At 60.2% G+C, this 11,963-nt stretch carries 11 protein-coding genes; 4 read left to right on the forward strand and 7 right to left on the reverse strand.

Annotated elements, in window-relative coordinates; all coding sequences use genetic code 11:
* Positions 1-208 precede the first annotated feature (208 nt).
* Together rep and ACF8GF_RS13905 are read left to right on the forward strand one after the other, a co-directional pair.
* A complete protein-coding gene (gene rep, locus ACF8GF_RS13900; RefSeq protein WP_021785228.1) occupies positions 209-2,218 on the forward strand; it encodes a DNA helicase Rep in 2,010 nt (669 codons plus the stop codon).
* 111 nt (positions 2,219-2,329) lie between these two features.
* Complete coding sequence (locus tag ACF8GF_RS13905) at positions 2,330-2,902, forward strand: xanthine phosphoribosyltransferase (RefSeq protein ID WP_003253535.1); 573 nt, start codon at positions 2,330-2,332, stop codon at positions 2,900-2,902.
* A 109-nt stretch (positions 2,903-3,011) separates the two neighbouring features.
* Here ACF8GF_RS13905 and ACF8GF_RS13910 read toward each other — a convergent pair whose 3' ends face one another.
* From ACF8GF_RS13910 to dadA, 6 genes are all read right to left on the reverse strand, one after another.
* Positions 3,012-4,871, reverse strand: a complete 1,860-nt coding sequence (locus ACF8GF_RS13910; RefSeq protein WP_392487784.1) for an acetyl-CoA hydrolase/transferase C-terminal domain-containing protein — start codon at positions 4,869-4,871, stop codon at positions 3,012-3,014.
* A 77-nt stretch (positions 4,872-4,948) separates the two neighbouring features.
* Complete coding sequence (locus tag ACF8GF_RS13915; protein ID WP_392461500.1) at positions 4,949-5,791, reverse strand: RHS repeat-associated core domain-containing protein; 843 nt, start codon at positions 5,789-5,791, stop codon at positions 4,949-4,951.
* Positions 5,792-6,105: 314 nt separating this feature from the next.
* Positions 6,106-6,510, reverse strand: coding sequence for a cytochrome c5 family protein (locus tag ACF8GF_RS13920; protein WP_176683050.1), 405 nt, complete (start codon positions 6,508-6,510; stop codon positions 6,106-6,108).
* 154 nt (positions 6,511-6,664) lie between these two features.
* Positions 6,665-7,213: a cupin domain-containing protein gene (locus tag ACF8GF_RS13925; protein WP_021785230.1), complete on the reverse strand. Its 549-nt coding sequence runs from the start codon at positions 7,211-7,213 to the stop codon at positions 6,665-6,667.
* 107 nt (positions 7,214-7,320) lie between these two features.
* Entirely contained in the window at positions 7,321-8,394 is a 1,074-nt protein-coding gene (gene alr / locus ACF8GF_RS13930) for an alanine racemase (RefSeq protein WP_392487785.1), read from the reverse strand.
* Between the two features lie 142 nt (positions 8,395-8,536).
* A complete protein-coding gene (gene dadA / locus ACF8GF_RS13935; protein ID WP_392461498.1) occupies positions 8,537-9,841 on the reverse strand; it encodes a D-amino acid dehydrogenase in 1,305 nt (434 codons plus the stop codon).
* A gap of 156 nt (positions 9,842-9,997) precedes the next feature.
* On the opposite strand from dadA, the gene ACF8GF_RS13940 reads away from it, so the two are divergent.
* Positions 9,998-10,486, forward strand: a complete 489-nt coding sequence (locus ACF8GF_RS13940; RefSeq protein ID WP_003253520.1) for an Lrp/AsnC ligand binding domain-containing protein — start codon at positions 9,998-10,000, stop codon at positions 10,484-10,486.
* A gap of 2 nt (positions 10,487-10,488) precedes the next feature.
* Here ACF8GF_RS13940 and ACF8GF_RS13945 read toward each other — a convergent pair whose 3' ends face one another.
* On the reverse strand, positions 10,489-10,842 hold the full coding sequence (locus ACF8GF_RS13945) for a YkgJ family cysteine cluster protein (RefSeq protein ID WP_176682868.1): 354 nt from the start codon (positions 10,840-10,842) through the stop codon (positions 10,489-10,491).
* Positions 10,843-10,972: 130 nt separating this feature from the next.
* On the opposite strand from ACF8GF_RS13945, the gene ACF8GF_RS13950 reads away from it, so the two are divergent.
* Positions 10,973-11,950 carry an RHS repeat-associated core domain-containing protein gene (locus tag ACF8GF_RS13950; protein WP_392487786.1) on the forward strand — a complete coding sequence of 326 codons (978 nt, stop codon included), beginning with the start codon at positions 10,973-10,975 and terminating at the stop codon, positions 11,948-11,950.
* The last annotated feature ends 13 nt before the right edge of the window (positions 11,951-11,963 follow it).

Below are 11,963 nucleotides of genomic sequence, written 5' to 3' on the forward strand. Positions count from 1 at the left end.
TTCTCGGGCGTAGCATCCCGACGTATTTTGTCGTGCATCCTGCGCGAAACGGCACAAACCGGCAAATATGATTTTTTCAGCTACTAGCATTAGTAGCACTAATAATGAGACGGACAAAAGTCTGACTCAGACGTCAGACGGTCGCGCCACAACGGCCCCATGCCTGTTAGAATGCGCGGCTATTTTCTGGCGACCCCCGGTTTCTAGCATGTCCCGACTCAATCCCCGGCAGCAGGAAGCCCGTGACTATGTCGGCGGCCCTCTTTTGGTGCTCGCCGGTGCAGGTTCGGGCAAGACCAGCGTGATCACGCGCAAGATTGCCCACCTCATCCAGAACTGCGGCATCCGCGCCCAGTACATCGTGGCGATGACCTTTACCAACAAGGCCGCGCGCGAGATGAAGGAGCGGGTTGCCACCTTGCTGCGCCCGGGAGAAGGCCGTGGCCTGACCGTGTGTACGTTCCACAACCTGGGCCTGAACATCATCCGCAAGGAACACGAGCGCCTGGGTTACAAGCCGGGGTTCTCGATCTTCGACGAGTCCGACATCAAAGCGTTGCTGTCGGACATCATGCAGAAGGAATACTCCGGCGACGACGGCATCGACGAGATCAAGAACATGATCGGTGCCTGGAAAAACGACCTTATCCTGCCACCAGAGGCCCTGGAAAAAGCGCGCAACCCACGCGAGCAGACCGCAGCCATCGTCTACACCCACTATCAGCGTACGCTCAAGGCGTTCAACGCAGTGGACTTCGATGACCTGATCCTGCTGCCAGTCAAACTGTTCCAGGAGCACCCCGAGGTGCTGGAACGCTGGCAAAACCGTGTGCGCTACCTGCTGGTAGACGAATATCAGGACACCAACGCCAGCCAGTACCTGCTGGTGAAGATGCTGATCGGCATGCGCAACCAGTTCACCGTGGTAGGCGACGACGACCAGTCGATCTACGCCTGGCGTGGTGCACGCCCTGAGAACCTGATGCTGCTCAAGGAGGACTACCCCTCCCTGAAGATCGTCATGCTCGAGCAGAACTACCGCTCCACCAGCCGCATCCTGCGCTGTGCCAACGTGTTGATCGCCAACAACCCGCATGCGTTCGAGAAACAGCTATGGAGCGAAATGGGCGTGGGCGACGAGATCCGCGTGATCCGTTGCAAGAACGAGGAAGCCGAGGCCGAACGCGTGGCCATGGAAATCCTCACCTTGCACCTGCGCACCAACCGCCCGTACAGCGACTTCGCCATCCTCTACCGCGGCAACTACCAGGCCAAGCTGATCGAACTGAAGCTGCAGCACCACCAGGTGCCGTATCGCCTGTCGGGTGGCAACAGTTTCTTCGGCCGCCAGGAGGTCAAGGACCTGATGGCCTACCTGCGCTTGCTGGTGAACCCGGACGACGACAACGCCTACCTGCGTGTGATCAACGTACCGCGCCGGGAAATCGGCTCCACCACCCTGGAAAAGCTCGGCAACTACGCCACCGAGCGCGGTATATCGATGTACGCCGCCAGCGAGGAACTGGGCCTGGGCGAGCACCTGGACGCGCGCTACACCGAGCGTTTGCAGCGCTTCAAGCATTGGCTGGATGGGGTGCGCCACAAGGTCGCCCTGGAAGACCCGATTGCCGCGCTGCACGAGATGATCCGCGACATCGACTACGAGAACTGGATCCGCCAGCAGACCGCCAGCGACAAGGCCGCAGAGTTCCGCATCAGCAACGTCTGGTTCCTGGTGGAAGCGCTGAAAAACACCCTCGAGAAGGACGAAGAGGGTGACATGACCATCGAAGACGCCATCGGCAAGCTGGTGCTGCGCGACATGCTCGAGCGCCAGCAGGAAGAAGAAGAGAACGCCGAAGGTGTGCAGATGATGACCCTGCATGCCTCCAAGGGCCTGGAGTTCCCGTACGTGTTCATCATGGGCATGGAAGAGGAAATCCTCCCGCACCGCTCCAGCATCGAGGCCGACACCATCGAAGAGGAACGCCGCCTGGCCTACGTGGGCATCACCCGCGCGCGCCAGACCCTGGCCTTCACCTTCGCCGCCAAGCGCAAGCAGTACGGTGAAATCATCGACTGCACGCCCAGCCGGTTCCTCGACGAACTGCCTCCGGACGACCTGGCCTGGGAGGGCCTGGACGATGCGCCGGTCGAGGTGAAGGCCGCACGCGGCAACAACGCCCTGGCCGATATCCGGGCAATGCTCAAACGCTGATCAACCATTACTCTTTAACTTTGCCGCTGTTAGCGGCCACGGTGGTTTGTATGGCCGATTTGAGCTCACAGATCGGCCATACAGACCACTATCTACATCGAGGAAATCACAGTGGAAGCACTGCATCAGAAGATTCGCGAAGAAGGCATCGTGCTTTCCGATCAGGTTCTCAAAGTCGACGCGTTTCTCAACCACCAGATCGATCCGGCGCTGATGCAGCTGATCGGTGACGAGTTCGCTCGCCTGTTCGCCGACGCCGGTGTGACCAAGATCGTCACCATCGAAGCCTCAGGCATTGCCCCGGCGGTGATGACCGGTCTGAAACTGGGTGTGCCGGTCATCTTCGCTCGCAAGCACCAGTCGCTGACCCTGACCGAAAACCTGCTGACCGCCTCGGTGTATTCCTTCACCAAGCAGACCGAGAACACCGTGGCCATCTCGCCGCGTCACCTCAACAGCAGCGACCGTGTGCTGGTGATCGACGACTTCCTGGCCAACGGCAAGGCCTCGCAGGCGCTGATCTCGATCATCAAGCAGGCAGGTGCCACCGTGGCGGGCCTGGGCATCGTGATCGAGAAGTCGTTCCAGGGCGGCCGTGCCGAACTGGACAGCCAGGGCTACCGCGTTGAATCGCTGGCCCGGGTGAAGTCGCTGGAAGGTGGTGTAGTCAGCTTCATCGAATAAACGCGACACCTGCTTCGCGGGCACGCCCGCTCCCACAGGGACAGCACAGGTCTCGAACGCTGTGCCGTACCTGTGGGAGCGGGCGTGCCCGCGAATGGCCGCAACCCTTTTATCTGGTTGCCGCCAGCCCCGCCAACAACAAGCGCTGGTAAAGTTCTTCTTTAAGCCCCTGCGGCTGCCCCAACTGCATCCGCTCCAGGTGGCTTTCATACCCCTCCGGGCCCGGTGCATCCAACGCTGCCTTGCCCAGCTCCAGCACCTCGCTCAGCTTGAACTTGCTCTTCAACCAGTTCAGCGCCCGCAACAGATCCCGCTCCTCGGCCGTAAAGTCGGTGCCCATCGGATACTCCGGGAACAGCCGCGCATGCTGTGCCCTGATCGCCTCCAGGCGTTGCGGGGTATTGTCGGTAAAGCGCGCCTCCAGCTGAAAGTCGTCGGCAAGCTTGCCAGCTTCTTTGGCCTGCTTGATCAGGCCCGGCTGGAACCGCGAATCGCTCACCGCCAACAACCGCGCTATCACCTCGCTGTCAGTCTGCCCACGCAAGTCCGCAATGCCGTACTCGGTCACCACGATATCGCGCAGGTGCCGGGGGATGGTGCAGTGGCCATAGGTCCAGAACAGGTTTGAGGTCACCTCCCCGCCTGCCTCGCGCCAGCTGCGCAATAGCAGGATCGAACGCCCGCCCTCCAGCGCATGGCCCTGTGCAACGAAGTTGTACTGCCCGCCCACGCCACTGAGCACGCGGCCGTCTTCAAGCTGGTCGGCCACCCCGGCGCCGAGCAGGGTCATGCCGAACGCGGTGTTGATGAAGCGCGCATCACGACGTTGTCGGCGCTTGATTTCCTCCTGCCCATAGAGCTCGTTGATGAAGCTGATACGGGTCATGGCAAACTGCGCGCGCTGCTCCAGCGGCATCTCGCGCAAGCGCTGGTAGAACGCCTGCGGGCCGAGGAAAAAGCCGCCATGCAGTATTGTGCCCTGCTCGTCCGCCGGGCGTCGTAGCAGCCCTGCTTCAGCCAGCACCAGCAGGCCGTTGACGAACATCTCGCTGCAGCCGTACAAGCCGTGGGCAAAGGTGCCCAGACCCCCTTCTCGCTCGATCAATGCCTGCCACGGTCCGACATCCAGCGCCTTGAGCACCGCACGGTAACCGGCGTTGTCGCCCTGACGCGCCAGCAATGCCGCGGCAACCGCATCGCCCATGGCACCAATGCCGATCTGCAGCGTACCGCCATCGCGTACCAGGCTGCTGGCGTGCAGACCGATGCAGTGGTCCTGGATGCCGACCGGCATATTTGGCGTGGAAAACAACCGGCGTTGCTCGGCTTCGTCGAGCAGCAGGTCGAAGGAATCGATGGGCAGCTCGGCATCGCCTGGCATGTAGGGCAGCTCGGCATGCACCTGCCCCAGCATAAGGATGGTTTCGCCAGCCGCGCGGCGCTTGGCGATCATCGGCAGCAGGTCGAGGGTGATGTCTGGGTTGCAGGCCAGGCTCAAGTGCACGGGCTTTTCGGGGGTGGCGGCCACCAACTGGGCGATCAGGTTCAGGCCTTTGGCGTTGATATCCCGTGCGGCATGGCTGTAGTTGCTGCTGACGTAGTCCTGCTGGGCCGATTCGCTGTGCAGCAGGCTACCGGGCTGCATGAAGAACTGTTCGACCCGAATATTGGGTGGCAACGTGTCGTTGCGCAGGTCTGCGAGGTAACTGAGCTCTTCGTAGTCAGCGAACACTCGCTCGACGAAGGGTTCGAGAAAGCGCCGCTGCAGGCCATCGCCCAGTGGCGGGCGGCCGAGGGAAAGTGCGGTGTAGATGGTCAGGCGCCGTTCGGGCAGCTCGCGTACGCGGGCGTAAAGTGCGTTGACGAAGGCGTTGGGTTTCCCCAGGCCCAAAGGCAGGCCCATATGGATATGGGCTGGCAGCCGGGACAAGACCTGCTCGACAGCCTGGTCGATGGAGCAGAGGTGCATGGGGCCTCCTGAAACATCCGTGGGTTCAGGGGTTGGACATGAGCTCAAGCGGGTTGGTTGCCTAGGGCATACTCCGGTCAACCCCATCTTACTTTAAGCGTCTTACTAATTAAAAATGGAAATACCACTTCTTCGTTCACATGAACCTTGTGATACGCGCTCTTATCGATCGCTATCGCATTTTTATGAACATACCAATAGTCCTTACCGCGAACCCAGGACTCAGACTCATGCACGTAAAACCCTACTATAGATCCGTCCTGGCCTGTGTAGTTGCTGGCCGCATCAATATTCGTTGTGCCATAAACGTACGCGCCGTAGGATCCATTCTTTTTATAGCCAGGATCGAGCCCGCTCAACAATGATTGAACATGCTCTTCCTGAGTACCATGCACCATCCTCAATACATAGCCATTCGGCACACTTTTCGGCGATTTGACCACCTTGATCTTGGTATCGGAAGGTATATCACTGTAGGTCTTGGTAATTACTTCGGTTTCAACAACAATCGCCCGGTGCAACTTACCAGACGTCGTAGGCTTTTTCTTTGGAAAAAAATACCTGAACAATCGCGAGATAGGTTTGATTAAAGAGAAATAACCGCTCGGGTCTTCCCGGTTAACCGGGTCTCCTAGGCAGTAGACATAAGAGTTCAGACCACCCGCTGCGAACGGGCTCATGCTGTCCGGGCTAATAAAGCGCATCAATGATGGGTTAAATGCTCGACGACCGTTACCCAGTAGATAACAGCCGGTAACAGGGTCCTGTCGGCCACCATTAAAGCCGAGCACGGCCTGGAAAATCGAGAGATAGCCATAAGGCGAATAGGCCAGATGCCGAGGGGCGCTGCCGGGGATCAGCTTTTGCGGCTGTGTTCGACCGGCTGCATGTTGCTCGGGACAGTTATCGCCCAGATCCATTGTTAGCCACCACTGCAATCAGAAGCGTCAGTGTTCTTCAGAACCCTGAAAAATAGAACTGGTAAAAATGCTAGTTCTCATGGAATCAGGCTCAGCCCGATCGGGGCTTCTGGAGACATCCATGGACATGGCTCTAGCGGGTTGGTTGCCTGTACTGGACCTTTCGCGGGCACGCCCGCTCCCAAAGGTTAACCATAATCCTCAGGTTCTGAGGGGGGCTTGTGGGAGCGAGTGTGCCCGCGAAAGGGCCAGCACAGGCACCACAAAAACAAAGCCCGCCATCAACGGCGGGCCTCATGCAATTCAGCTGTAAATCACAGCCCGGACATTTTCTTGATCGCTTCTTTCAGGTCTTCATCCGAGCAGTCTGCACAGGTCCCCTTCGGCGGCATGGCGTTGATGCCGGTAATGGCCTTGGCCAGGATGCCGTCCAGGCCGCCCTGATGGTCGGCGCGTTCTTTCCACGCGGCGGTGTCACCAATTTTAGGCGCGCCGAGCAAGCCGCTGCCATGGCAGGCATTGCAGTGCTTGGCGATGATTTCATCCGGCGTCTTGGCTCCCCCGCCACCTGCTGCAGCGGCCACTTCCATGCCTTTGCATTCCTGACCCTGGACGCAGACCTGGCCAACCGGCTCCAGGCGTTTGGCGATGTCGTCATCGGTCGCAGCGGTTGCGCTCATTGCCCAGAGGGCGAATACGGCTGCTGGTACGGCCAGCATCTTCTTGATTTGATTCACGCGAACACCCTCATGGTGGCTAATCACGCTCGCGGCCACGGATCGGCGAGCGTTGAAAAGTATAGCGGGAACCCAGAAGCCGTGAAACGACCCCACACAGGAAAGGGGTATTGCCGAATCAATGCACTGCGCTGGATCAAAAGTTTGAAGGCGTCGCCGCACTGATCAACCGCGCCGGCTGGTCGAATGGGTTGCGAAAGCGGTGCGGGCGGGTGCTTTCGAAGTAGTAGCTGTCGCCCTCTTCGAGAACGAAAATCTCGTTGCCGACCACCAGTTCCAGGCGGCCTTCAAGCAGGATACCGGTCTCCTCGCCGTCGTGGGTCAGCATTTCGGCACCGGTGTCGGCGCCTGGCGGGTACACCTCGGTCAGAAAAGCGATGGCACGGTTGGGGTGCGACTTGCCAACCAGCTTCATGGTTACCGCACCGTCCGAGATATCAATCAGCTCGTGGGCCTTGTAGACGATCTGAGTGGGGCTTTCGGGCTCCAGCTCGACCGAAAAGAATTCGACCATGGACATGGGAATGCCGCTCAGCACTTTGCGCAGCGAGCTGATAGAGGGGCTTACGCTGTTCTTCTCGATCATCGAGATGGTGCTGTTGGTCACGCCTGCACGCTTGGCGAGTTCGCGCTGGGACAGGCCCTTGAGCTTGCGGATGGCTTGCAGTCGTTCGCCGACGTCCAAAGCTGGAGCCTCCTGAAACAGTGGGAAAGGGGTGGTTGTGAACGATATCATGGCAATGCCGTTCAGTATTTACAACACACCGCCCCCAACCTGTCCGCTTCAGCGTGTCATTCGCCGATGTAGTCCCGTGGTACTCGCTTCAGGTTGCAGAAGATCTGGTAGGGAATAGTGCCCGCATGCGCGGCCACCTCACTGGCCAGCACCTGTTTGCCCCATAGTTCTACCGGGCTGCCGACAGCGGCTTCTGGTACGTCGGTGAGGTCGATGCTGAGCATGTCCATCGACACCCGGCCGATCAGTTGGGTGCGCTTGCCGGCGACCAGCACCGGAGTGCCGTTGGGCGCCTGGCGCGGGTAGCCATCGGCATAGCCCATGGCAACCACACCCACGCGGGTCGGCCGAGGGCTGACGAACTTGGCACCATAGCCCACCGGCTCGCCGGCAGGCAGTTCGCGCACGCTGATCACCCGCGATTGCAGGGTCATCACCGGTTGCAGGCGTGCGGCCTCGGCCTGCGCCACTCCGAACGGCGTGGCACCGTACAGCATCAGGCCTGGGCGCACCCAGTCGCTGGGCGCTTGCGGCCAACCCAGCACGCCGGGCGAGTTACGCAGGCTGCATTCGGCGGCCAGGCCCTGTCGGGCAGCTTCGAACACGGCGATCTGCTGGGAGGTGGCGTCAGCGTCCAGTTCATCGGCGCGAGCGAAGTGGCTCATCAACACGATGCGCGAAACCTTGCCACTGGCCAGCAGTCGCTGGTAGGCGTCGTGGTAGTCCTTGGGGTGCAGGCCAACGCGGTGCATGCCACTGTCCAGCTTCAGCCAGGCGGTGAGCGGCTTGTGCAGCGGTGTTTTCTCGATGGCTTCCAGTTGCCACAGCGAGTGCACCACGCACCACAGGTCGTGCTCGGCGATCAGCACCAGTTCGCTGGCTTCGAAAAAACCTTCCAGCAGCAGCACCGGGGCTTTGATACCGGCAGCGCGCAGTTCCAGCGCCTCTTCGATGCAGGCCACGGCAAAGCCGTCGGCTTCGGCCTCCAGGGCCAGGGCGCAGCGCACGGCGCCGTGGCCATAGGCGTCGGCCTTGATCACGGCGAGGGCTTTGGCACCCGTCAGTTCACGGGCCAGACGGTAGTTGTGGCGCAGGGCCTGGAGGTCGATCAGGGCGCGGGCGGGACGCATGGCGGCTGCCTTATGGTGTTCGGGTTGAAATCGGTGGTGGATTCTTCGCGGGCCTGCCCCTCCCACAGATAGCGCACAGCGTTGAAAAGCTGTGGTGCTCCTGTGGGAGCGGGCAAGCCCGCGAATGGGCCGGCACAGGCTATTACTGCTGGTGAGCCGGCGCGCTTTGCCTGTGCTTGGCCACTTCCCCGCTATTGCCATAACGAGAGATATCCAGGCCTTCGGCACTGATCTGCGGCTTCTTGCGCGCAATCAGGTCGGCCAGCAAGCGACCGGAACCGCACGCCATGGTCCAGCCCAAGGTACCGTGACCGGTGTTCAGGAACAGGTTGCGGAACGCCGTGGCACCCACGATAGGCGTGCCGTCCGGGGTCGCCGGGCGCAAGCCGGTCCAGAAGCTGGCCTGGCTCAGGTCACCGCCGCGAGGATAAAGGTCGTTGACGATCATCTCCAGCGTTTCGCGCCGACGCGGGTTCAGCGACAGGTCAAAACCAGCGATCTCAGCCATGCCCCCAACGCGGATGCGGTTGTCGAAACGGGTGATGGCAACCTTGTAGGTCTCGTCGAGAATGGTCGAAGTCGGGGCCATGTCGCTGTTGGTGATCGGCACGGTCAGCGAATAACCTTTCAGCGGGTATACCGGGGCCTTGATGCCCAGCGGCTTGAGCATCTGTGGCGAGTAGCTGCCCAGTGCCAGCACGTAGCGGTCTGCCGTCTCCAGCTTGCCGTCGATCCACACGCCATTGATGCGGTCACCCGCAACGTCCAGGCGCTGGATGTCCTGGCCGAAGCGGAACTCCACGCCCAGCTTCAACGCCATGTCGGCAAGCTTGCTGGTGAACAGCTGGCAGTCGCCAGTCTGGTCGTTCGGCAGGCGCAGGGCGCCGGCCAGGATGTCTTTCACGCCAGCCAGGGCAGGTTCGACGCGGGCAATGCCGTCGCGGTCGAGCAGCTCGTAGGGCACGCCGGACTGTTCAAGCACGGCAATGTCCTTGGCCGCAGCATCGACCTGGGCCTGGGTGCGGAACAGCTGGGTGGTGCCCAGGCTGCGGTTTTCGTAGTTGATGCCGGTTTCAGCGCGCAGTTCGTCGAGGCAGTCACGGCTGTACTCGGACAGGCGCACCATGCGTTCCTTGTTCACCGCGTAACGGCTGGCGGTACAGTTGCGCAGCATCTGTGCCATCCACAGGTACTGGTCAACGTCGCCCGTGAGCTTGATGGCCAGGGGTGCGTGCCGCTCCAGCAGCCACTTGATGGCCTTCAGCGGCACACCTGGGGCAGCCCAGGGCGAGGCATAACCAGGCGAGATCTGGCCGGCGTTGGCAAAGCTGGTTTCCATGGCCACCGCCGGCTGGCGGTCGACCACCGTGACTTCGAAACCTTGCCGGGCCAGGTAGTAGGCACTGGCGGTTCCGATTACACCGCTACCAAGTACCAGAACTCGCATCGTTTTATCCCTCACACGCGGCGCGCCGCACACTTTTATTGAAATGGCATGAATGAGCGCAGTATAGGAATTTGAGACCAGTGCAATTCACTATATAAAAGCCTATTATTGGCGAGAATTCTCGGCAAAAACGCCTTTCACGGAGGGGCATCCCCTATGAGAACCCAGCACCAGACCAAGCGTGAACTGGACAAGATCGACCGCAACATCCTGCGTATCCTGCAGAATGACGGGCGTATTTCCTTCACCGAACTGGGCGAGAAAGTTGGGCTGTCCACCACCCCTTGCACCGAGCGGGTTCGCCGCCTGGAGCGCGAGGGCATCATCATGGGCTACAACGCACGCCTGAACCCGCAGCACCTCAAGGGCAGCCTGCTGGTGTTCGTGGAAATCAGCCTGGACTACAAGTCGGGCGACACCTTCGAGGAGTTCCGCCGAGCGGTCTTGAAGCTGCCCCACGTGCTGGAATGCCACCTGGTGTCGGGCGACTTCGACTACCTGGTGAAAGCGCGTATTTCGGAAATGGCCTCGTACCGCAAGCTGCTCGGGGACATCCTGCTGAAACTGCCGCACGTGCGCGAATCGAAGAGCTACATCGTGATGGAAGAGGTGAAGGAGAGCCTCTGCCTGCCGATCCCGGACTGAGGCTAGACCAGCACCTGGCGGGTGGTGGCAATGAACTGGTGGACCAACTGTTCAGCGGCGGGGTCGATCATCGGGTCAGGGCCACGACCACGCGGGCAGGCCATACGCGGGGTGGTACCGAACAGCCGGCAGATCATCGGCCGCTCTTCATACACCGTGCAGCCGTTGGGGCCCAGGTGCACGCAGTCCAGGCGCTCCAGAGCAGCGTCCTGCTCCGCCTGGGACTTGCGCGGCAGGCGGGCCATTTCCTCCGCTGAGGTGGTGACCGGGCCGCAGCAGTCATGGCAGCCGGGCTCGCACTCGAATGAAGGGATGAGTTCGCGCAGGAAGTGGATCTTGTGGCGGTTGCAGGACATGGCTGTAATATTTGCGTAACGCTTGTGCTGGATGGAAGCAGTGGACCTGATAATTTTGGCAGTTGTGGGAAAGCCTACTCATTCTACAAACTGACGAGACATCCCCCTTCAGCTAAGCGAGCCCCAGCTGATGAAGAACCACATTCTGTTCTTTTACAGCGGACTGAAGCTTATCGTGCTGAAAAGCACTCGGGAAACACAACGCATCTTCCGGGCATCAGATTTCTCCCTCGCCGAAATTAAGCCCACAGTCACCAATCTGCAAGCTATTGATCATCGGAAAACACCTTTGATGGGAAACTCGGATGGTGCGGGTCGACCATTAACCTTTACTCCTTTTGGCCATATTTTCGCTAACTGCTCAACAAACATTGGCTTCACCGGGGAACGTTTGGATCTTGCCAGTGGATGCTATCCGCTCGGCGCCGGTCGCCGCAGCTATAGCCCTGTGTTGATGCGCTTCCTTAGCGGTGACTCACAGAGCCCGTTCTTCAAAGGTGGGACCAATGCTTATGCCTATTGTTTGAACGACCCCATCAACTACACCGACCCGTCGGGGTGCGCTGGAGAGTTCGGGAACTGGATCAGTTCAAAAGTCCTGCGCCGCCATCACCGGGCCCCGGCTACTCCGCCTCCCTACTCACCAACCCCTCCCGGCGTGCCAGCTCAACCGCTTGGGGCCGCAAACAATGAACAAGCTCCTCCTTCCTACTTTGGCTGGGGGGAAGCTCCCCCCCTGTACGATCAAGATGCGCCGCCCATCAACAGCAGCAATCGATCACGGCCATACAGCAGTACACCGCAGCCAAGGGAGTCGGTTCTGGGACTGCGTGAAGGCAAACTGATAATGGTCAACTCACTCGCCGAGATTACTCAGGCGAAGTCGCAAGCCAATGACCCAGCGCTTTCAGCGACTATCCGCCTCAGTGCATCAAACACGCTGATACGCATGAGTCGCAACAATCTGCCCACACAAACCGACAGCGGAATACTTGCCGCAATCCGTACCGCTCATCAGCTATACGACATTCGTGGTGCCGGCACTATGGATGCGCCTGAGCCAACGCAGGCCTTTGCCTTGCCGGTTGAGAGAGCCAGACGCCCCTGAATGGGCCGTTTGG

The organism is Pseudomonas sp. yb_5 (genome assembly GCF_043103865.1).
GTDB lineage: Bacteria > Pseudomonadota > Gammaproteobacteria > Pseudomonadales > Pseudomonadaceae > Aquipseudomonas > Aquipseudomonas putida_Y.